Raw genomic sequence first — 21,396 nt, 5'->3', positions numbered from 1 at the left:
ACGAATGCCATTAAACACCGATTCGAGCATGCTGGAAATTTTGCGCCGCATCGTTCAGGAGGTCGACTCTGCCCCGAACTTTCAAGCCGCACTCGACATTCTCGTATCCTCAGTGCGCGAAGCCATTGGCACAGAAGTATGCTCAGTTTATTTGCTCGATGATCGCAATAATCGTTTGGTGTTAATGGCCAATGAAGGCTTCAATCGTGAAGCCATTGGCGTCGTCAGTATGGCCATGGATGAAGGCTTGGTCGGCCTCTGCGCCACTCGTGAAGAGCCAATCAATTTACAAGATGCCGCCTCACATCCACGTTATCGCTACTTCCCTGAAACCGGTGAAGAGCATTACAACGCGTTCTTGGGCGTGCCCATCATGAACCGCCGCAAAGTGCTCGGCGTTTTGGTTATGCAGCAATGCGATAATCGCCGCTTTGACGAAGGCGAAGTGGCCTTTATGGTCACGCTCTCGGCGCAGCTTTCCGGCGTGGTCGCGCACGCTAAAGTGCTCGGACAGCTTGAGATATCAAAAGGCTCACGCGGCAGTGCCACTCAAATATTTCAAGGTCTTACTGGCGCCCCAGGCGTCACCATTGGCCGCGCAGTAGTGCTCTACCCGCCGTCCGACCTAGACCAAGTGCCCGATCGAGCAGTCGATGACGTCGACTCTGAGCTACTACTCCTAGCAAAAGCACTGAACACCGTTCGTGAGCACGTTCGCGCGCTAGATGAACGCATGCGCGGCAGTCTTTTGCCTGATGAGCGCGCACTATTTGATGTGTATTTGCGCATGCTCGACGATAATGCTCTTGGTGGCGAAATTGCCGAGCGCATTCAAGACGGTAACTGGGCACAAGGCGCATTGCGCTCGGTCATTGATGAGCATTTGCAAAACTTTGCCAAAATGGACGATCCGTATTTACGCGAGCGCATGTCGGATGTGCGCGACCTTGGTCTGCGCTTATTGGCGCAGCTGCAAGAGCAAGAAAGCGAAGAAATCCGCGAGTTCCCCGACAATAGCATCCTAATTGGCGAAGATATCTCCACAGCCATGCTGCTTGAGGCTCCGCTAGATAAAGTTTGCGGTGTGGTATCGGCAACTGGTGCCGCCAACTCGCACATGGCCATTGTCGCTCGAGCGCTAGGCATTCCCACCGTGGTGGGCGTCAGCGATATCCCCGTGACCTCGCTCGACGATGCGGAAATGATCGTTGATGGCTATATCGGTCGCGTTTATGTGCAGCCTTCGCGCATGCTGCGTAAGCGCTACAAAGACATCATCAAAGAAGAGCAGCAACTCACCGCCGAACTCGATGCCTATAAAGACAGAGACGCAGTCACGCCAGACGGTTTCGCTGTCTCGCTTTGCGTAAATACTGGCTTGATGGCCGATGTCGCGCGCGCTAAGGATCGCGGCGCTGAGGGCGTGGGTCTTTACCGCTCAGAAATCCCCTTTATGTTGCGCGAGCGCTTTCCCAGCGAAGAAGAACAGCGGCAAATTTATCGCCAGCAGCTGGAGGCCTTTGCGCCGAAATCAGTCACCATGCGCACGCTCGATATTGGCGGCGATAAAGACCTTCCATACTTCCCGATTCGCGAAGATAACCCCGCCCTTGGCTGGCGCGGCATTCGCGTCACGCTAGATCATCCTGAGATTTTCATGGTGCAAGTTCGCGCCATGCTAAAAGCTGCTACTGACCTGAATAACTTGCATATTTTACTACCCATGGTGACATCGGTGAGCGAAGTAGAGGATGCCGTGGCGCTAATTCATCGCGCCGTGGAAGAGCTACAAGAAGAAGGTGAATACGCAGTTACGCTGCCGCGTATTGGCGTCATGGTCGAAGTGCCAGCAACCATTATTCAAATCGCCGACCTTTGCCGTTTGGTCGATTTTGTCAGCATTGGCTCAAATGACTTAACGCAGTATTTGCTGGCCGTTGATCGTAATAACTCCCGCGTCGCCAACTTATATTCAGCCTATCATCCGGCGGTTTTACGCGCCGTGCGTTATGTCGTTAATGAGGCTCACCGCGTTAACAAGCCAGTGAGTATTTGTGGCGAAATGGCCGGCGACCCAGGCACCGCTATTTTGCTGATGGCCATGGGTTTTGACACGCTATCGATGAGCGCGAGTAACTTGCTGAAAGTGCGCAAGGCCATCTGCCTAACGCCAATGGCGCAGGCGAAAGCACTTTTGGAGAGAGTGTTAGCCTTTGATAAGCCGGAAGATATTCGTGCTGAAGTGGAAGAAGAGCTAACGGCACTGGGCTTGATTGATCTGCTCAGGCCTAGCACAAGCGCGACATAAGGCCAGCTTCACCGCGCTAACGCACCAGTGAAAACTGAACACGTTCGCCGATATTGAAGTCTTGTTCATGCCATTCGACGCTCTCTCGACTCAGGCGTAACCATGTCGAGTTGCGCGTGCCATAAGCTGGTGTGCGGATGCATATTGGCGAAAGTGCTCGCTCCATTAGGATGCCAACGCCGGTGTCGGGCAGATCTTCGTCGCTGGCCATGGCGGTGTCGCTCAATAAAGCCAAGGCATAACCAGCATTCATGGCCACTTTGGCGCTACTGCAGCTTGCTACTAGAGACTCACTCAGACTCCATGCTTTCGCCGCGCCGACTAAGTGCTGCAACTTAGGCCAGGGCGTGTTTAGCCTCGCATTCGATAAGCCATGCCAGCCTGGGTTAACGGCCTGCACCTGGCCACGATCATCGACACAAAATAGCTGCTGGCCATCGCAGAGTAATAGATTAAATCCGGCGTAATCGTTGGCCTGCGCAGCGATACGCTCGGCGGCAATCAGCGCCGATTCATCACTACTTAAAAACTGCGCAACCAATTCACCTCGCGAGCGTAAGCCAGCGGCCTTCGTGGGGTCGCGAAAGTTTGTTAGCGCGGCAAAGCGACCGGTCAGCGTGACGCCCATCCAGGTGCCGCCAGCAACAAGGTCTCGACCGGCCAAAATCTGTGGTGCCTCTAGCCAATGCTGCGTTGGCGCTGCTGGGCGTGCGAGAAACTCATCGCGATTGGCCCACACCTGCAGCGGCAAGTCGCTATCGGGCTGCCAATGAAACGCTAACAAACACATGATCTCTCCTTGGCACGACTTATCGAATACATCGCGCTTTCTATCAGCACTGACCAATCATGCCCCAACTGTCGGTGATGCATGCGCAAGCGGCCCAAGTGTCTTATGATGCGAGCTGTTTGTAAAAGGATGTCGTCATGCTCACATACCCTCACATCGACCCTATCGCGCTCAGCCTCGGCCCGCTCAAAGTGCATTGGTACGGCCTCATGTACCTGCTCGGTTTTGGCTCGGCCTATCTGCTCGCACTGTGGCGCGCCAAGCGCATCGGCTGGACCAACGATCAAGTCGCCGATCTAATTTTTTACTGCGCCATGGGTGTGATTATTGGCGGCCGTTTGGGCTATGTATTTTTCTATGGCTTCGATAGGTTTATAAACGATCCACTCTGGGCCATTCGTCTCTGGGAAGGCGGCATGAGCTTTCACGGCGGCTTCCTTGGCGTACTCGTTGCTGGCTTCTTATTCGCTCGCCGCTACAACACGCCATGGCTAGAAATAACCGACTTGCTCGCGGTCATCGTGCCGCCTGGCTTGATGTTTGGTCGCATTGGCAACTTCATTGGTGGCGAGCTCTGGGGCCGCCCAGTGACTAATCCCGAACTGCCTTGGGGCATGGTATTCCCCCATGTCGACGCCTTAGCCCGGCATCCATCGCAGCTCTACGAAGCGCTATTTGAAGGCCTCGTGTTATTTTTAGTGATCTTTATTTTCACGCTAAAACCACGCCCGCGCATGGCCGCCTCATCGCTATTCCTCATCGGCTATGGCCTCGCGCGCTTCAATATCGAGTTTTTCCGTGAGCCCGATGTCGACCAAGGCTTTGTGCTGTTCAACTGGATGACCAAAGGCCAAATGCTCACCGCACCGATGATCATTCTCGGCGTTGTGCTGCTCATCATTTCCTATCGCAAAAGTAATGTTGCCCGTGTAGCAGAGCAATCGCGCGCGGCATTAGCGAAACGGAGCTAGTCACATGCAGCAATACCTTGATTTACTCGCCCGCGCTCGCCATGAAGGCACCTTCAAAAGCGATCGCACCGGCACCGGCACGCATTCTGTGTTTGGCCATCAAATGCGCTTTAATTTGGCCGATGGCTTTCCGGTATTGACCACGAAAAAGCTGCACTTAAAATCCATCATCCATGAGCTGCTATGGTTTCTTGCAGGCGACACTAATATCGCCTATTTACAAGAAAACGGCGTGCGCATTTGGGATGATTGGGCTGACGAGAACGGCAATCTTGGCCCGGTTTATGGCTACCAATGGCGCTCGTGGCCAGCGCCCGATGGCCGTCATATCGACCAAATCAGCCAAGTCATCAATATGATCAAAACCAATCCCGATTCGCGCCGGCTCATTGTCAGCGCGTGGAATCCGGCACTGGTCGACGATATGGCCTTGCCGCCATGCCACGCGCTGTTTCAGTTCTATGTTGCCGATGGCAAGCTGTCTTGCCAGCTCTATCAACGTAGCGCCGACATCTTTTTGGGCGTGCCATTTAACATCGCCTCCTATGCTTTGCTCACGATGATGGTCGCGCAAGTCTGCGACTTAGAAGTTGGTGATTTTGTCTGGACCGGCGGCGACTGCCATCTTTACAGCAACCACGTTGAGCAAGCCGACACGCAACTCGCGCGTACGCCGGGACCATTACCCACGATGCGCATCAACTCCGATGTCACCGACCTCTTTGCCTTCCGCTTCGAGGACTTCACGCTCGAAGGCTACGAAGCGCAAGCGCATATCGCCGCCAAGGTAGCCGTATGAATCCTGACATGATGAACCGTGAAATCCCCGACGATCTACAAGACTCATTGCCCGATGACGCCGTGCGTGTGTCATTAATTGTGGCGATGGCGAGCAATCGCTGCATTGGCATCAATAACGAATTGCCGTGGAAGCTGCCCGAAGACCTGAAGTACTTTAAGCAAGTCACCAGCGGCAAAGCCATCATCATGGGCCGCACAACCTACGACTCGCTGGGCCGACCATTGCCCAATCGCACCAATATCGTGATGACCCGTGATGCCGACTGGGAAGGGCCAATTGGCACGCGCGTAGTGCATTCGCTAGAGGCCGCGCTGGCACTGGCCGAGGCAGTGGCGGTAAGTAATTATCAGGATGAAGTGGTGGTGATTGGCGGCGCTCAAATCTATGCACAATTGCTGCCGCAAGTTGAGCGCTTGTACATCACCGAAGTTCACACAGAAGTTGCAGGCGACGCCTTTTTCCCAGAGCTCAACACCACTGAGTGGCAGGAAATTTCCCGACGAAAGCATAGCGATGAAGCAAGCGGAATCGGCTACGATTTTGTCGTTTATGACCGCATCATCAGTGCCTAAGGCACAGCACTAGCGCCGCTTATTTGGCGCTAGTCGCAACAATAAAAAGAGGGATCAAAATGCAGGTAAGGAATACCCAGTTTTTAGCGCAAGTGAATACAGCCGTTGACTCCATTATTGCCGCCGTAGGCAAGCAACTCATCGTGGGTATGCCTCTTGGCTTAGGCAAACCAACAGAGCTGATTAATGCGCTTTATGATCGCGCCGTATCCGACCCGAGCTTGTCACTAACTATTCTCACCGCGCTTTCACTGGAAATTCCTTCGCCGGGCAAAGGCCTTGAAGCCAAGTTTATGGCGCCGTTTTTAAATCGTGTGTTTGCCGGCGTGCCAGAGCTCAGTTATATGCGTGCACTGCGGCAAAATAAATTGCCCGCAAACGTCACTGTTTCTGAGTTTTTCTTCAAGCCCGGTAGCTTGTTAAACAATATCCACGCGCAGCAGCATTACATCAACAGTAATTACTCTCACGCTGCTCGCGACGTTTTCAATAATGGCTGCAACGTCACTATGCAGGCCATTAGTCGCGTAGGTGAAGGTGCCAATGCGCGCTACTCATTGAGCTGCAACCCTGACACCGGCCCTGAATTACTCGAGTTGCTAGAAGAAAGCGGCCGCCCACATGTGGTCGTTGGCCTAGTAAACACCCGCTTACCGTTTATGACGCACGACGCAGAAGTGCCAGCATCGACTTTCGACATCATTATCGACGACTCGGTTTATTACACCGAGCTGTTCTCGACGCCTAAACAGCCAGTGACCACGCCCGACTACTGCATCGGCCTATATGCCAGCAGCTTGATCAAAGATGGCGGCACACTGCAAATCGGCATTGGCGCACTTGGCGACGCCATTGTTTATGCCACGCAACTGCGCCATCAAGCCAATCAGGTGTATCGACAAGCGCTGAATGATATTGGCGCAACGCACAACTATGGCGACTTAATCGAGCATGTTGGCGGCCAAAGTATCTTTGAAAAAGGCTTGTACGGCGCCACTGAAATGTTTGTCGACGGCTTTTTGCATCTGATGCAGGCCGGCATTTTACGTCGTGAAGTCTATGATTTCTGGGCCTTGCAGCAGCTGGTCAATGATGACCGCATTGACCCTCAGAACATCACAGCAGACGCGCTTGATGCACTGGAATCGCTCGGCGTGCGCGTGATCCGTACGCAAGATTTTCAACGCCTGCAGCAACACGGCTTCTTCAATGACGCCACTCGCTACGATAACGGCTATCTCATCGCGCCCGATGGCACTCGTGTGATCGCCAATGTCGCCGAGCCAAGCTCGCGCGTGGTCATGGGCGAGCAATGCTTAGGCTCCGCACTGAAAAACGGCATCGTGCTGCATGGCGGCTTCTTCCTTGGCCCACGCAGCATGTACCAAGCCATCCACGACATGACGCCCGAAGAAAATTCGCGCATCTGCATGACCGGCGTCAACAAGGTCAATCAGCTCGATCTCAATCCGCGCCTGTATAAAGCCCAGCGCATCCATGCTCGCTTTATGAATACCGGCATCATGGCCACGCTCTCTGGCGCATTAGTTTCCGATGGCCTCGCTGATGGCCGCGTGATCAGCGGCGTTGGTGGCCAATACAACTTCGTCGCTATGGCACATCAACTACCCACCGGCCGCAGCATTCTCATGGTGCGCGCCGTGCGCGATGGTGCCAATCCGAGCAGTAATATCGTGATGAACTACGGCCACATCACCATCCCGCGCCACCTGCGTGACATCGTGATTACCGAATACGGTATCGCCGAATTGCGCTCAAAATCCGACGCCGACGTCATCAAAGCTTTACTCAATATTACCGACTCACGCTTTCAGGAAGCATTGCTGGCCGAAGCTAAAGCCAATGGCAAAATTGAGGCCAGCTATGTCATCCCCGAAACACGTCGACATAACTTTCCTGCCGCACTAGAGCAAAAGCTTAGCTCGCACCGCCAAGCTAAACGCTTCCCCGCATTCCCTTTAGGCAGCGATTTAACCGACGACGAAATACGTTTAGGTGCTGCACTCAAAGCCATGAGGAAGCGCGTATCGAGCACACCAAAATGGCGCCTGCTACTCGGGTTGCTGAGCTTTAATTCTAGCCGCATCGACTCTAATTTGAAGCCGCTACTCGAGCGCATGGACTTAGTTAAGCCAGAAAGCATGGAAGATAAAGTAGCGCAAATGTTACTGGTCGAGGCATTAACAGACTAAGACTATCGAGTCAGTGCCGTGATATTGGCATAACGTAGTAAGCGCTGTAACACAGGCCCTACAAAGATTTGCAATTGTAGGAGATATGCAAAGGCGGCATAAATATATACAGCTTGTCACTTATAATCTGCCATCTATCGCTAAGTGACGAGCACTGGACATGCATCACCGTAGCCATGCCCAAAAGGAACAGGGCGCAGCACTAATCATGACTGCTGGCTTTATGCTGCTGGCTGTTTTGTGCCTATCGCTGGCAGTAGATACGGGCCGACTTTATGTCGAAAAGCGTAACCTACAACGCATTGCTGATGTCGCCGCACTAGAGGTGGCCTCGCGCCGCGGCTGCGCAAGTGGCAATGCGCAGGCTTACGCCGTCACTGCTGCAACTCGTAACAACTTCAACATCGATGATAAACAAACGATCATTGCAAGCTGCGGCAGCATTAGCGTAGCTGAAAATAGCATACGAGTATTCAATCCCGATGGCAGTACCGGCAGTACCGATGGCGTACAAATTACCGCCAGAAAAAAAGTGCCTGCTAGCCTAATTGTCGGTGGCATATTCGGCAACATTATCAATCTCAGTGCTAGTGCAACCGCAATTAACTCTGCACCGACTGTAGCTTTTCGTATCGGCTCTAAACTACTAACTACCAACCCTTCAGCACCCATAATGTCTTTGCTGAAGTTAGTTGGAGTGAACTTAGACAATACAGTTGTCGCATCTTACGGCGGTCTAGCTGACGTTAAAATCACACCTTCTGGCCTATTAAAAGCACTGGGAATTCCAGTGTCTGCTGATATTTCAGTAGGTGATTTAAACGAGCTACTTGCTGTAAATAAGCTAGGGGTCGGCCCCATACTCGACGCCATCGTCACAGTGGCCGGGCAAGATGGACTATTAGGCGCTAACGTCGAGTTACTGAGTGCACTCGAGGCACAGCTAGGCCTAAGCGACTTAAAAGTGCAATTAGGCACAGACCCAACGATCAACGATACCACGGGGCTCTTCGCACTCATTGAAACCGCTGGCGTGTCAGGTAAATCAGCTCTAGATGTCAGTGTAGATGCTCTTAGTCTTCTCACCGCCACCGTCGGCGTGGCAACAAAGTCCAATGGCGTAAATATTAGCCTTGGCGGCAACGATATTTTAACTGGCCTAGATGTTGGCGTGCGAGTGATTGAGCCGCAAAGCATAGGAATTGGTAGCGTAGGCACAAAAGCGAATAATGCTCAGGTGCGTATTCATGTCGATGTAGACACTAATAAAGGCCTCACTGGCATTTTGCAGCTACTGGGCACGACGATTAAGCTACCAATAACCATTGACACGATTCAGGCTGTAGCCACTGTTGATGAGATCAATTGCGATACATCACCTCGCACAGCCGTCATTCGTGTGGATAGCGCAGTTGCCAATGCCTGCATTGGCAAAATACCGTCTTCATCATTGTGGTCCACCAAAGAGGTATGTGCGACCGCACTACAAAATGAAACTTTTGTACGTTTACTCGGCATTAACTTGGTTGGGGGGAAAGTAGAGCTACCTGTGCTGCCATCGGACCCGGAATACATAACACTAGAGGTTGGGCAAACTAAAACTACCGGCATCAATAATTTAAAAATTGGCAGTTTAGTATCTGACCTTATTTCCGAAGTACTCGACTTACTCGGTAATAGTGACTTTGCATCAGAGCCACTGACTAACGCGCAAGCGACTCAAATTGCCGATACCTACTTAGCGTTACCGGAGCTGCAACCAACAGGTGGTGGTGGTAATTTCAACTCCAGCGACCTTAATAGACTTCAAAATCGACTAAGCAATGATGGTGTGAACTGGGATAGGCCTGCATTCATCTTCACCGGCAACATGCTCTCGCAATGGCGTAACAGTGTTAACACTGGCTGCTACGAAGGCTTTTTTCGCTACAGTCCGGCATGCACGAGAACGAAGCTAATTTCTTCGCTACAAACCGATGCCAAGCCCGGCTTTCTGGAAGCACTGCTCGGCGGCTTACTCGGCGACGTTGTAAAGCCACTGGTTGGCGCAGTTCTCAATCCGGTTATTGAGCTACTTAAAGTGATTTTAAACGGCGTTGGCAACCTAGTCTCGAACTTGTTAAGCGGCCTTGTTGGTCTTGATCTTGGCCGTAGCGATGTCTCGCTAGACTCCATCAGTTGTGGCAGCCCTGAGTTGGTGATCTAAGACTTAAGGCTAATGCCTTAATTTTCTAATCTGGCTAGTCTCGGGCATACCTAGGCTAGTCGGAAAAAACCATGTCATTGACGCAAGCACTGCACCGCACGCTACAACAACGCCCAGATGCTATTGCCACCATTTATCGCGACCGTCGCCAGAGTTATCGCATGTTTGGCGATCGCGTGGCGCGCCTGGCGGGCGCACTGCAAGGGCTTGGCATGAGCGTTGGCGAACCGGTGGCCTTGCTCAGCCTCAACTCCGATCGCTATCTCGAATACTTCATGGCCGTGCCTTGGGGTGGTGGCGTAATCAATCCCGTCAATACGCGCTGGAGCGCCAACGAAGTCGCCTTCTCGCTCGATGATTGCAACACCGCCATCTTATTGGTCGATGACCAATTCACCGGCATGGTGCCTGAGCTTCGCCAACGCGCGAACAGCCTGAAAGTCGTGATTTACACCGGCGAACACGAAACGCCAGAAGGCATGCTCGGCTATGAAGATCTAATCGCTAGCTCCGAACCCGTAGCCGATACTTATCGCCACGGCAACGATCTCGCCGGCATCTTCTATACCGGCGGCACCACTGGCTTCCCCAAGGGCGTGATGCTTTCGCACATCAACCTAAGCTCAGTTGCGTTGGCGCTAGCTGCCAGCGGCATCGCCAAGCCAGGTTGCATTGGCCTACACGCCGCTCCGATGTTCCATCTGGCCGATTTTGCTCTACTCAATGCCATGCTCACCCATGGCAGCACCCATGTCATGCTGCCCAGCTTTGAACCACTCGCTGTACTAAGAACCCTGCAAGATGAATCTGTAACGGAAACCATTTTGGTGCCGACCATGATTCAGATGCTGGTCGATCATCCACAGGCTGGCGACTTTGATTTAAGTCATCTGCAAATACTGCTTTACGGCGCCTCGCCAATTAGCGAGTCCTTGCTGAAGCGCGCGATGGCTTTGCTGCCTAATGCCGGGCTGCTGCAAGCCTATGGCATGACTGAGCTGGCGCCATTGGCAACGCTATTACTGCCGCAAGATCATCTTGTCGAGAGCAAAATGCGCTCTGCTGGGCGGGCAGGCCTGTGTGCCGACGTGCGTATTGTCGATGAAAACGACCAAGAGCTGCCGCGCGGGCAGGTTGGCGAGGTAGTAGTGCGCGGCCCTCACGTCATGCTCGGCTATTGGAATCGACCCGAAGCCACCGCCGAAGCGCTAAAAAACGGCTGGATGCATACTGGCGATGGCGCTTATATGGACGACGATGGCTATGTTTTCGTCGTAGATCGCATAAAAGATATGATTGTTACTGGCGGCGAAAATGTCTATTCGGCGGAAGTCGAAAACGCCATCGCGCAACACGCCGCCGTGGCTAATTGCGCCGTTATTGGCGTGCCATCTGAGACCTGGGGCGAGACCGTACATGCGGTAGTTGTGCTGAAAGCTGGCGCGGCGCTGACTACTGAAGCGCTCAGCGCGCATTGCGCCGAACGAATTGCCAAATATAAATGCCCGCGCAGCCTGTCGTTTATCGAAGCGCTGCCACTCTCTGGTGCCGGCAAAGTGCTTAAGCGCGACCTGAGAAAGCCATTTTGGGATAATCATCAGCGCGGCGTGGGTTAAGCAATCGCCCATACCGAGCTAGGTTTATTTATTAGCAGGGCTCATTGCTGCCAGTAACTATCGAAGCGCATATTGATCCAGATCAATAAAAACTAAAGCGACTTGCGTGAAACTACCTTAACCATTTTGGTTAAGACTTGGAGAACTGCGCATGTCCACCACCAAACGACTTTGGCTTGGGCTGGCACTGCTATTAGCAAGCACGTTTAGTGTGCTTTTGCTCATGGGCAACGAGATTTATCGCGTCGCGCCGCCATTGCCTGATCGCGTCATCTCGACATCTGGCGAAACCATTTACACCCTTGATGATTTAGAGACTGGCCGGCAAGTCTGGCAAAGCATCGGTGGCATGCAGGTCGGTTCGATCTGGGGCCATGGCGCACTCATTGCGCCAGATTGGAGCGCCGACTGGCTGCATCGCGAGGCCGAAGGTCTGCTAACGCTTTGGTCGCAGCAAACCTATGCCATGGACTACGCCATGCTCCCACTCGCTCAGCAGCTCGCTCTGCAAGCGCAAGTCCAAGAAGAACTACGACCCAACCGCTACGACGCTGCCAGCAAAACGCTGACCGTTTCGGATGATCGCGCAACGGTTATTAAAGGCCTGATTACGCACTACGAAAGCCTATTTAGCGATGATCCTGCGACGGCCGCACTGCGCGAAACCTATGCCATGAAAGATGGCAGCGTCGATACTCAAGAGCATCGCCGCCAACTCAGCGGATTCTTCTTTTGGACCTCATGGGCAGCGGTGACTCAGCGCCCAGATAGCAAATCCAGCTTCACTAATAACTGGCCATACGAGCCGCTAGTGGGCAACACGCCAACGCCAGGCACACTGATTTGGTCATTGTTTAGCGTGCTGTTCATGATCGCCGGCATTGCCTTATTGGCCTGGCATTACGCCGTTTATGCCAGTCAAGAAAAGCCGCTGACACCGCCAACCAAAGACCCCTTGCTGAACATCGTCATCACGCCATCCATGCGTGCGACAGCGAAGTACTTTTGGTTAGTCGTTGTGCTATTTATCGTGCAGATTTTGCTCGGTGCAATTACCGCGCATTTCCAAGTCGAGAAGGATTTTTACGGCTTAGATATCTCGCAATACCTGCCGTATTCGCTGACTCGAAGCTGGCACACCCAGCTCGCTATTTTATGGATTGCCACGGCATGGCTGGCTACAGGCCTCTACATTGCGCCTGCCGTATCTGGCCATGAACCGAAATACCAACGCTTTGGCGTTAACTTCCTTTTTGTCTGCTTGCTGATCATTGTTGTCGGCGCATTTACTGGCCAATGGTTTGCCGTCATGCAGAAAATGGGCCTGAAATATAACTTCTGGTTCGGCCATCAAGGCTGGGAATACACTGATATTGGCCGCTTCTGGCAGGCGTTTTTGTTTGTCGGACTAATGCTCTGGTTAGTCTTAGTCGGGCGCTCACTCTGGCCCGCCATGCGCCGCAAAGACGACATGGCCTCCATCGTTGGCCTACTGTTTTTATCCACCGTATCCATCGGCCTGTTTTATGGTGCCGGCCTGATGTGGGGGGAGAAAACCCATATCGTCATGGTCGAATATTGGCGCTGGTGGGTGGTGCACCTTTGGGTAGAGGGCTTCTTTGAAGTCTTTGCAGTAGCTGTGATCAGCTTCTTATTCGTCCGCTTAGGCTTGGTGCGAGCAAAAAGCGCCACCATTAATGTGCTCTTCGCCACCATCGTGTTTATGGCCGGCGGCGTGCTCGGCACCTTCCATCATCTGTACTGGAGCGGCACGCCAACCGCCGTGCTTGCGCTTGGCGCCTCATTCTCGGCGCTGGAAGTGGTGCCACTCGCGCTCATCGGCATAGAAGCTTATGGCACCTATAGAAATGGCCGCGCCACGCCGTGGATGGCGAGCTATCGCTGGCCGATTTTGTTCTTCCTCGCGGTATCGTTCTGGAACTTAGTCGGCGCCGGCCTCTTTGGCTTCCTCATCAACACGCCCATCGCGCTCTACTATATGCAGGGCCTAAACCTCACCGCACTGCATGGCCACACCGCGCTGTTTGGCGTGTATGGCATGCTCGGCATCGGCCTAATGATGTTCTGCCTACGCGGCATGAAGCCCGATGCGGTTTGGTCCGACAACACCCTGCGTGGCGCGTTCTGGTCGCTCAATATCGGCCTCGCCTTGATGGGCTTATTAACCCTGCTGCCACTGGGCCTAATGCAACTCAACGCTGTGCTTGAAAATGGCTATTGGTTCGCACGCTCTGCCGAGTTTATGGACCAACCATTGGTGCATTTATTGGTCTGGATGCGCATGCCCGGTGACATTATATTTGCTGCTGGTGGCCTGCTGATTTGCTGGTTTGTCTTCAGCTTATGGTTGCCCAAACGCAGCAAATAATAGGGGCTGAGCAAGCTCGTGTTTGAGTTTTACTTAGACACGAGCTTGCTCATATCTGCTTTATCATCGCGCGCTGGGATCTTTGGCATACTAGGCCGCACAGCTATGGAGCGGCCCGGCAATGCTAACGAAATTGGATCAGTGGTATTTTTCGGCAGAAACAAATCCAGTTGTTAAGAGGCGATATTTAGTTTTTATGCTGATTGCGTTCATCGCAGTGATGGCATCTTTTTCGCCATTATTCGTTGGCAATCGAATTGGGGCGGCCGTTTATGTATCAACTTTTATTTTTGATCTTTATTTGCAACTAAGGCTCCCACTCCGCTGTAAGTTCCCGATGTCTTTCTTGGTGGGAGCAGCTGCTTTGATTGCTGCCGGCTTAATAATGCTTGCTGGCGATTAAGCTAGAGGCTGAAATCAATTAGTTGCTACATCTACACTCCGGCTAGTGAAATACCCAATTTCTCAAGGATTTTATAGTAGCCAAAAATCACGCCGAGATAGAAAACGATAAGCACTAGCTCATGCTTAAAGTGATGGCGTAAATAAAATGCTCGATTTTTATGATGAAACACATCCATTAGCTCATCACCAAAACGAATCGACAAAAATGTACCTATGCCCGACAGGATAATTACACTCCAATACGGGTATGGATTTATGAGAATAACGCTCATAAGTCGGGTGATAAACGTAGTGTCATAAAACTGGGGGTAGTGCAGCATTGCCACTGCATTAATACCTATAGCAATCCCCCACACCACCAGCTCTGAGAAAACCATCCGAATACCAAATAGTACTCGCAGCGGGAAATCTAGCAAAAAGCCTGCATCCGCAACTGGAGTGCAGAGCACGAAGAAGCTCCATGTAATCAGTGAGGCAACACCGCCTGTTAGCAGGCCATACTCATAAGACAAATAGCCGAAGTACGTCACTAGAACCACGCACAGCACCACAAATTTGATCAGCACTTGATGCTTTGGTTGATTCATTTTTAGCCTCTACAGCTGAGCTGTATCAAAAACTTGGAATTACCAATTGAGTATACTCATACGCTACTAGCTCAATTCTTGATTCGGACCTTTTAGTGCCCACAGCCCATATTTTTTGCAGCGTTATCGACAACTTTGGCGATCTTGGCGTGTGCTGGCGTTTGGCGCGGCAACTCAGCGCTGAGCATGGCGCGCAGGTCGTACTTCTAGTGGATGACTTAGCGGCTTTCCAGCAGCTAGATTCACGTATCGATCCCGAGCTCGCTGTGCAGCCGCTCGATGACCTCACATTGATGCGCTGGAATAGCCACGAAGCCTTAGCGCTAGTGCCGGCGGAGTTGGTCATTGAAGGTTTTGCCTGCACGCTCCCCGCCAACTATCGCACGCAGCTCACGGCAAAAAACATCTGGATAAACCTCGATTATCTCAGCGCAGAATCTTGGATCGAAGACTGTCATGGCCTGAGTTCGCCGCAGCCTAACGGCGCTAGCACCACCTTTTGGTTTCCCGGCTTCACGCCTCGCAGCGGAGGCTTACTGCGCGAAACGGATCTTTTGCAGCGACTCGATGATCCTGCGCAAGCCTTCAACTTTTGGCAGCGAATAGGCCTAGCTCAGCCCACAACAGATACGCCTCGATTATCATTATTTTGCTACGAAACCGACTCAGTTAGCGCCTTGCTTGAGGCTCTGCACGAGAGCAAAACGGAGCTGATGATTTGTGCCGGCAAAGCGCTCAGCGCCATCAATAAATTATTGCCAGAGCCGCTAACTATTGGCAGCTGCGTGCAACACGGCGCCAGTACGCTTTACGCCTTGCCCATGCTCGTGCACACAGACTATGACCAACTACTAGCGGCCTGCGACCTCAATATCATTCGCGGAGAAGACTCGTTTATTCGTGCGCAATGGGCAGCTAAGCCACTGCTTTGGCATATTTACCCGCAAGATGAGCTGGCACACGAAACTAAATTGGCGGCGTGGCTAGAGCGTATTGAAGCTATGAGCGCTGCCGAAAGCCCAGAAGCTTCAGCGCCCAATCACACAGCACAAAGCGCCTGGCTCAGCGCGCAATGGGCCTGGGTGCGCAACGAGCTCAGCCCGGAACATATCCACGAGCTTTTGGCCGAACTCAAGCCATTGCGCGAAATGATGCAGTGTTGGCGCAAGCACTTGATGCAGCAGCCCGATCTCGCCACACAACTGATGCGTTTTTACGCAAATAAGGTAGAATCTCCGCCCGAGAAACCCCACCCGGATAAGCCTTTATGAAAACAGCGATGGAATTCCGCGCCGGCAATGTGATCAACATTAGCGGCCAACCAATGATCGTTTTGAAATCTGAATACAACAAGTCGGGTCGTAGCTCGGCTGTAGTCAAAATGAAAATGAAAAACCTGCTCACTGGCCAAGGCCAAGAGTCAGTCTACAAAGCCGATGACAAATTTGACCAAGTCATTCTCGAGCAGAAAAATGCCACGTACTCCTACTTTGCCGACCCCATGTATATCTTCATGGACGAAGAGTTCAACCAGTACGAAGTTGAAAAAGACAACTTGGGCGACGTGATGAACTTCATCGAAGACGGCATGGATGACATCTGCAAGGTAGTTTTCTACAACGAGAAAGCTATTTCGGTCGAGCTGCCTACCACTATCGTGCGTGAAGTTGCTTACACCGAACCATCTGCCCGTGGCGATACCTCAGGCAAAGTGATGAAAACCGCAAAGCTCAACAACGGCTTTGAACTGCAAGTGGCCTCATTCATCGAGACCGGCGAGAAAATCGAAATCGATACTCGCGATGCATCGTTCAAGTCCCGCGCCAAAGGCTAAGCCTCTGTGAAGCCTCTGGCATACCTAACCGGGTGTGCCAGGGCGTATCACCGCTTTTAGCAGCCTATAGCCAACCGGCCCAGCGCGACTAATCAGCAGCGCCATCAAGATCAAACTACAACCTACTAATTGCCACGCAGTCATGGTTTCGCCTAGCCACGCCATCGCTAACAGCGCTGTCCATACTGGCTCGATGACCATAATCACCACGCCATGGCTGTGATTCGACAAGCTCTGCGCATAGGTTTGCACCAAGAAGCGCATCGCTGAACCAATCACAGCACTTGCTAACACCCAACCTAGCATTGCGCCTGAGCGCGCCTCCCACGTCGGCAGCCAAGGCTCTAGCATCGCCGAGAATACGCAGGTCACAACCCCGACCGTGGTCAACACGATCGCTGTTAGCGCTAGCGGCGGCACTCTTTCTTTGTGCTTAGCTTTGTCGGTCTGCGCTTGGCTATTAGATGCACGCGTATTGAGAATAAAAAACAGCGCGAAGATAACGGCTGCAACGATGAACCATACTTGGCCCTGCGCAACACTAAGCTCATGCTGTAAGAACAATAACGCCAAGCCGGCACAGGCTATCGGCAGCGAAATCCAAGTGCTACGCGGCGCTGCTTCGTCAAAAATAAGCCAGGCCATGACCGGTACTAAGACCACGCCAAGACTGGTCAGAAACGCACCTTCGCCGACATGCACGCCAGATTGCAGACCCATGATCCAACAACTCATGCCAATGGCGAACACCAACCCCACGCGCGCGCCACGCAGCCATTGCTGAGCCTGCAGATGGCGTAGCTCATGCCAGCCAAATGCCGCTAGCAGCAAACCAGCTATGAGAAAGCGGCAGGCCATAAAGAGCAGTGGTGGCATCAGGGCGATGGCTTCGACCGAAAACATCCAGCTCACTGCCGCCAATAAAGTGGTGATAAGCAACAATCCATCGGCTTTTACTTGTGCAGATAGCGCCATAGTCGCGTTCCTTAGGTGAAATGCGTTTTAATGCGCGTCATCTTAGCGCATCTGCATAGGCAACCCCATGACACAACCTCGCGCAAACTCCGCTGGCCGCGTGCTATTTGCCAGCTTAATTGGCACTACCATCGAGTTTTTCGACTTTTATATATACGCCACAGCGGCGGTGCTGGTTTTCCCTGCGCTATTTTTTCCCAATGCCGATCCCACCACGGCCATGCTGCAATCGCTGGCGACCTTCGCCGTGGCATTTTTTGCACGACCACTAGGCTCGGCGGTATTTGGCCATTTTGGCGATAGAGTCGGTCGCAAAGCTACGCTAGTGGCAGCCTTGCTCACTATGGGTTTATCGACGGTAGCTATCGGCTTTTTGCCAACTTATGCGCAAATTGGTGTGCTGGCTCCAGCTTTGCTCGCGCTCTGCCGTTTCGGTCAAGGCTTAGGTTTAGGCGGTGAGTGGGGAGGTGCAGTATTGCTCGCCACTGAAAACGCACCGCCTGGAAAACGCGCTTGGTTTGGCATGTTTCCACAACTTGGCGCGCCCTTAGGCTTCCTACTCTCCAGCGGCACCTTCCTCGCGCTCACGCATTTTTTAAGTAACGAAGATTTCACCACTTGGGGCTGGCGCATCCCCTTCATCGCTAGCAGCTTATTAGTGTTTATCGGCCTTTATGTGCGTTTACGTATTACTGAAACACCGTCTTTTGCAAAAGCTATCGAGCGTAATGAGCGCGTTGAAGTACCTATGTTTACGCTATTTCGCGAACATAGCCGCACGCTCGTACTCGGCACCGTTATCGCACTCACCGTGTTTGTCGTGTTCTATCTGATGACCGTGTTCGCACTGAGCTGGGGCACATCGAGCCTAGGCTATTCCCGCGAGACATTCCTCCAGCTGCAAATGATCAGCATGGTGTTTTTTGCGCTCACCATCCCACTCTCCGCTGTGCTCGCCGATCGCTATGGCCGCCGCATAACATTGATGGTCGTAGCCGCTTTAACGATGATCTTCGGCCTCGCTTTCGAGCCACTATTTGTCGCTAACGACCCGATGGCCTGCTTATTATTCTTGATCCTTGGCTTGAGCATCATGGGCTTGGGCTACGGACCATTGGGCACGATGCTGTCGGAGTTATTTCCCACCAGCGTGCGCTACACCGGCGCTTCGCTGACATTCAACTTAGCGGGGATATTCGGTGCGTCATTAGCGCCATATGCAGCAACTTGGCTCGCCACTGAGTTTGGCATCGCGGCTGTTGGCGGCTATATGGCGGTAGCGGCAGGGCTGTCATTATTTGCATTGAGCAAGACACCAGAAACTCAATATCGCGAAGATTAACAATCGTTGAATCATAAAAAACGGCGCCTGATTTGGCGCCGTTTTTGTTTGGTCTGGGCGAGCGGGCTAAAACCGCTTAGCTCACCGAGCTACGAATCAAGTGATCAAATGCCGACAAGGCAGCCTTCGAACCTTCACCCATAGCAATGATGATTTGCTTATACGGCGATGTCGTCACGTCGCCTGCGGCAAACACGCCCGGCACCGAAGTCTGGCCTTTCACATCGACTTCAATCTCACCACGCGAGCTTAATGCCACACTACCTTTTAGCCAATCGGTGTTAGGTAGCAGGCCGATTTGCACAAAGACGCCATCGATCGTGAGCTCATGCGCGCTGTCATCGATACGACTTTTGTAAGTCAGGCCAGTCATCTTCTCGCCATTGCCCAAAACTTCAGTGGTCAAGGCGGAGGTGATGATGGTGACATTGCTCATGCTTCGCAGTTTTTTCTGCAGCACAGCATCTGCTCGTAATTCGCTGTCGAACTCGATCAGCGTTACGTGCACGACGATACCAGCAAGGTCGATTGCCGCTTCTACGCCCGAGTTACCTCCGCCAATGACCGCAACTTTTTTGCCTTTAAACAACGGGCCATCGCAGTGTGGGCAATAAGCCACGCCACGGCCGCGATACTCTTGCTCGCCGGGCACATTGATTTCGCGCCAGCGCGCGCCGGTGGCCAATATCACAGTTTTCGATTTCAGCACCGCGCCATTGGCCAGTGTAATTTCAACCATATCGCCACGGCTCAAAGCTGTAGCGCGCTGGGCATTCATCACATCCACATCGTAGTCACTGACGTGTTGCTCTAGCGCTGCAACGAGTTTCGGGCCCTCGGTGCGACTGACCGAAATAAAGTTCTCAATGCCCATGGTGTCGAGCACTTGACCACCGAAGCGCTCAGCCACTACACCGGTGCTTACACCCTTGCGTGCGGCATAAATCGCTGCCGCGGCGCCGGCAGGGCCGCCACCAACAATCAACACATCGTATGGTGCTTTCGCATTGAGCTTTTCGGCATCGCGCGCACTGGAGTTGGTATCGACCTTGGCTAGAATTTCTTCCAAAGTCATGCGGCCTTGGCCAAAAGCCTCGCCGTTGAGATGCACGCTAGGCACCGACATGATTTGCTTGCGCTCAACTTCGTCTTGAAACAGCGCGCCATCAACCATGGTGTGCGAAATGCCGGGATTGACCACCGACATCAGGTTCAATGCCTGCACCACATCTGGGCAGTTGTGGCAGCTCAGCGAGATAAAGGTCTCGAAGTGCAAGCCAGCAGGTAATTCACGAATTTGCGCCAACACGTCATCGCTGACTTTCGGCGCATAACCACTAACCTGCAACAAGGCCAGAACCAACGATGTGAACTCATGGCCCAAAGGAATGCCGGCAAATCGCACGCCAGATTCACCACCCTGCAAATTTACCGCAAACGATGGTCGACGCTCATCGCCGCCATCATCGCGCACAGAAATATGCGGGCTTAGCGCGGCGATATCGTGCAGCAATGCCAGCAAGTCTTTTGACTCGCTACGCTCATCAAGGCTAGCAATCAGCTCAATGGGGCTAACAAGGCGCTGCAAATATCCAGCTAATTGGGCTTTCAGTTCTTCATCTAACATGATGGGTCTGCCTGGTTACAGATGTTTGCGAGAACTCCGGGGCTTGTGGCCCCGAAGCTTGTGTTGCGGTACTACGAGTCGGCTTAAATTTTGCCGACTAGGTCTAGCGAAGGCTTCAATGTTGCAGCGCCTTCTTTCCATTTTGCTGGGCAAACTTCGCCTGGGTGTGAAGCAACGTATTGTGCGGCTTTAACTTTGCGCAGCAGTTCGCTGGCATCACGGCCGATGCCATTATCGTGCACTTCGAATAGCTTGATTTCGCCTTCTGGGTTGATCACGAATGTGCCACGGTTAGCCATGCCATCTTCTTCGATCATGACGTGGAAGTTGCGGCTGATGCGGCCTGTTGGGTCACCAACTAATGGGTACTGCACTTTTTTGATGGTGTCGGATGTGTCGTGCCATGCTTTGTGCGTGAAATGCGTGTCGGTCGATACGCCGTAAATTTCTACGCCCATTTTTTGGAATTCGGCATAGTTGTCAGCCAAATCGCCCAGTTCAGTTGGGCAAACGAAGGTGAAGTCGGCTGGATAGAAAAAGACGACGGACCATTTGCCAGTTAAGTTGGCTTCGGTCACTGGAACGAAGTCGCCATTATGGTAAGCAGTTGCGCTGAATGGCAGTACTTTGGTGTTGATCAGGTTAGTCATTTATAAGCTCCTTGGTCTTACTCGGCCAGTTCGTATTGGACCAATAACAGCGGTCAATCGAGTCGGCCATTGGGTTCAGGTCATTCCTGCACGAGTATGATAGCCAAGG

Annotated in this window: 17 protein-coding genes; 12 read left to right on the top strand and 5 right to left on the bottom strand. The window is 52.6% G+C overall.

From position 1 onward, the window contains the following. Positions 1-4 precede the first annotated feature (4 nt). Positions 5-2,308, top strand: a complete 2,304-nt coding sequence (gene ptsP / locus ACFQ0F_RS10315) for a phosphoenolpyruvate--protein phosphotransferase (protein ID WP_449304932.1) — start codon at positions 5-7, stop codon at positions 2,306-2,308. 16 nt (positions 2,309-2,324) lie between these two features. Here ptsP and ACFQ0F_RS10310 read toward each other — a convergent pair whose 3' ends face one another. After that, on the bottom strand, positions 2,325-3,098 hold the full coding sequence (locus tag ACFQ0F_RS10310) for an NRDE family protein (RefSeq protein ID WP_379071808.1): 774 nt from the start codon (positions 3,096-3,098) through the stop codon (positions 2,325-2,327). 137 nt (positions 3,099-3,235) lie between these two features. On the opposite strand from ACFQ0F_RS10310, the gene lgt reads away from it, so the two are divergent. From lgt to ACFQ0F_RS10270, 8 genes are all read left to right on the top strand, one after another. Then, positions 3,236-4,069 carry a prolipoprotein diacylglyceryl transferase gene (lgt, locus tag ACFQ0F_RS10305; RefSeq protein ID WP_340675783.1) on the top strand — a complete coding sequence of 278 codons (834 nt, stop codon included), beginning with the start codon at positions 3,236-3,238 and terminating at the stop codon, positions 4,067-4,069. A 4-nt stretch (positions 4,070-4,073) separates the two neighbouring features. Continuing rightward, positions 4,074-4,868, top strand: a complete 795-nt coding sequence (locus ACFQ0F_RS10300; protein WP_379071804.1) for a thymidylate synthase — start codon at positions 4,074-4,076, stop codon at positions 4,866-4,868. Between the two features lie 8 nt (positions 4,869-4,876). Then, a complete protein-coding gene (locus ACFQ0F_RS10295; protein WP_340675785.1) occupies positions 4,877-5,443 on the top strand; it encodes a dihydrofolate reductase in 567 nt (188 codons plus the stop codon). A 59-nt stretch (positions 5,444-5,502) separates the two neighbouring features. Further along, on the top strand, positions 5,503-7,656 hold the full coding sequence (locus tag ACFQ0F_RS10290; RefSeq protein WP_379071801.1) for an acetyl-CoA hydrolase/transferase C-terminal domain-containing protein: 2,154 nt from the start codon (positions 5,503-5,505) through the stop codon (positions 7,654-7,656). Positions 7,657-7,816: 160 nt separating this feature from the next. Beyond that, positions 7,817-9,862, top strand: coding sequence for a pilus assembly protein TadG-related protein (locus tag ACFQ0F_RS10285; protein WP_379071798.1), 2,046 nt, complete (start codon positions 7,817-7,819; stop codon positions 9,860-9,862). Between the two features lie 71 nt (positions 9,863-9,933). After that, on the top strand, positions 9,934-11,478 hold the full coding sequence (locus tag ACFQ0F_RS10280) for a long-chain-fatty-acid--CoA ligase (RefSeq protein ID WP_379071795.1): 1,545 nt from the start codon (positions 9,934-9,936) through the stop codon (positions 11,476-11,478). A 151-nt stretch (positions 11,479-11,629) separates the two neighbouring features. Then, on the top strand, positions 11,630-13,867 hold the full coding sequence (locus ACFQ0F_RS10275; protein WP_379071792.1) for a nitric-oxide reductase large subunit: 2,238 nt from the start codon (positions 11,630-11,632) through the stop codon (positions 13,865-13,867). A 121-nt stretch (positions 13,868-13,988) separates the two neighbouring features. Further along, positions 13,989-14,270: a hypothetical protein gene (locus ACFQ0F_RS10270; RefSeq protein WP_340675790.1), complete on the top strand. Its 282-nt coding sequence runs from the start codon at positions 13,989-13,991 to the stop codon at positions 14,268-14,270. Positions 14,271-14,301: 31 nt separating this feature from the next. Here ACFQ0F_RS10270 and ACFQ0F_RS10265 read toward each other — a convergent pair whose 3' ends face one another. Next, a complete protein-coding gene (locus ACFQ0F_RS10265) occupies positions 14,302-14,859 on the bottom strand; it encodes a hypothetical protein (RefSeq protein WP_340675791.1) in 558 nt (185 codons plus the stop codon). A gap of 95 nt (positions 14,860-14,954) precedes the next feature. Here ACFQ0F_RS10265 and earP point away from each other — a divergent pair, with 95 nt between their 5' ends. Next, positions 14,955-16,130, top strand: coding sequence for an elongation factor P maturation arginine rhamnosyltransferase EarP (gene earP, locus ACFQ0F_RS10260; protein WP_379071788.1), 1,176 nt, complete (start codon positions 14,955-14,957; stop codon positions 16,128-16,130). Then, on the top strand, positions 16,127-16,693 hold the full coding sequence (gene efp, locus ACFQ0F_RS10255; RefSeq protein ID WP_340675793.1) for an elongation factor P: 567 nt from the start codon (positions 16,127-16,129) through the stop codon (positions 16,691-16,693). The genes earP and efp overlap by 4 nt, the downstream gene beginning before the upstream one ends. A gap of 24 nt (positions 16,694-16,717) precedes the next feature. Here the strand turns inward: efp and ACFQ0F_RS10250 are convergent, their stop codons facing one another. After that, positions 16,718-17,668 carry a DMT family transporter gene (locus tag ACFQ0F_RS10250; RefSeq protein ID WP_340675794.1) on the bottom strand — a complete coding sequence of 317 codons (951 nt, stop codon included), beginning with the start codon at positions 17,666-17,668 and terminating at the stop codon, positions 16,718-16,720. A 67-nt stretch (positions 17,669-17,735) separates the two neighbouring features. On the opposite strand from ACFQ0F_RS10250, the gene ACFQ0F_RS10245 reads away from it, so the two are divergent. Beyond that, positions 17,736-19,010: an MFS transporter gene (locus ACFQ0F_RS10245; RefSeq protein ID WP_340675795.1), complete on the top strand. Its 1,275-nt coding sequence runs from the start codon at positions 17,736-17,738 to the stop codon at positions 19,008-19,010. A 76-nt stretch (positions 19,011-19,086) separates the two neighbouring features. Here the strand turns inward: ACFQ0F_RS10245 and ahpF are convergent, their stop codons facing one another. Both ahpF and ahpC read right to left on the bottom strand, forming a co-directional pair. Beyond that, the gene (ahpF, locus tag ACFQ0F_RS10240) at positions 19,087-20,637 is read right to left on the bottom strand and encodes an alkyl hydroperoxide reductase subunit F (protein ID WP_340675796.1); all 1,551 of its coding nucleotides are present in this window, start codon (positions 20,635-20,637) and stop codon (positions 19,087-19,089) included. Between the two features lie 83 nt (positions 20,638-20,720). Then, on the bottom strand, positions 20,721-21,287 hold the full coding sequence (ahpC, locus tag ACFQ0F_RS10235) for an alkyl hydroperoxide reductase subunit C (RefSeq protein WP_340675797.1): 567 nt from the start codon (positions 21,285-21,287) through the stop codon (positions 20,721-20,723). Between the last annotated feature and the right edge of the window lie 109 nt (positions 21,288-21,396).

The organism is Paraperlucidibaca wandonensis (assembly GCF_042677145.1).
Taxonomy (GTDB): Bacteria; Pseudomonadota; Gammaproteobacteria; order Pseudomonadales; family Moraxellaceae; genus Perlucidibaca; species Perlucidibaca wandonensis.
This window is presented reverse-complemented; position numbering and strand designations above follow the sequence as displayed.

Excerpts from the sequence above, each read along its gene's own strand:
- ACFQ0F_RS10295 (WP_340675785.1), top strand. The coding sequence starts at position 4,877 with ATGATGAACCGTGAAATCCCCGACGATCTACAAGACTCATTGCCCGAT.
- ptsP (WP_449304932.1), top strand. The coding sequence starts at position 5 with ATGCCATTAAACACCGATTCGAGCATGCTGGAAATTTTGCGCCGCATC.
- ahpC (WP_340675797.1), bottom strand. The coding sequence starts at position 21,287 with ATGACTAACCTGATCAACACCAAAGTACTGCCATTCAGCGCAACTGCT.
- efp (WP_340675793.1), top strand. The coding sequence starts at position 16,127 with ATGAAAACAGCGATGGAATTCCGCGCCGGCAATGTGATCAACATTAGC.
- ACFQ0F_RS10245 (WP_340675795.1), top strand. The coding sequence starts at position 17,736 with ATGACACAACCTCGCGCAAACTCCGCTGGCCGCGTGCTATTTGCCAGC.
- ACFQ0F_RS10270 (WP_340675790.1), top strand. The coding sequence starts at position 13,989 with ATGCTAACGAAATTGGATCAGTGGTATTTTTCGGCAGAAACAAATCCA.
- ACFQ0F_RS10280 (WP_379071795.1), top strand. The coding sequence starts at position 9,934 with ATGTCATTGACGCAAGCACTGCACCGCACGCTACAACAACGCCCAGAT.
- ACFQ0F_RS10310 (WP_379071808.1), bottom strand. The coding sequence starts at position 3,098 with ATGTGTTTGTTAGCGTTTCATTGGCAGCCCGATAGCGACTTGCCGCTG.
- ACFQ0F_RS10265 (WP_340675791.1), bottom strand. The coding sequence starts at position 14,859 with ATGAATCAACCAAAGCATCAAGTGCTGATCAAATTTGTGGTGCTGTGC.
- ACFQ0F_RS10290 (WP_379071801.1), top strand. The coding sequence starts at position 5,503 with ATGCAGGTAAGGAATACCCAGTTTTTAGCGCAAGTGAATACAGCCGTT.
- ACFQ0F_RS10285 (WP_379071798.1), top strand. The coding sequence starts at position 7,817 with ATGCATCACCGTAGCCATGCCCAAAAGGAACAGGGCGCAGCACTAATC.
- ACFQ0F_RS10300 (WP_379071804.1), top strand. The coding sequence starts at position 4,074 with ATGCAGCAATACCTTGATTTACTCGCCCGCGCTCGCCATGAAGGCACC.
- lgt (WP_340675783.1), top strand. The coding sequence starts at position 3,236 with ATGCTCACATACCCTCACATCGACCCTATCGCGCTCAGCCTCGGCCCG.
- ACFQ0F_RS10275 (WP_379071792.1), top strand. The coding sequence starts at position 11,630 with ATGTCCACCACCAAACGACTTTGGCTTGGGCTGGCACTGCTATTAGCA.
- ACFQ0F_RS10250 (WP_340675794.1), bottom strand. The coding sequence starts at position 17,668 with ATGGCGCTATCTGCACAAGTAAAAGCCGATGGATTGTTGCTTATCACC.
- ahpF (WP_340675796.1), bottom strand. The coding sequence starts at position 20,637 with ATGTTAGATGAAGAACTGAAAGCCCAATTAGCTGGATATTTGCAGCGC.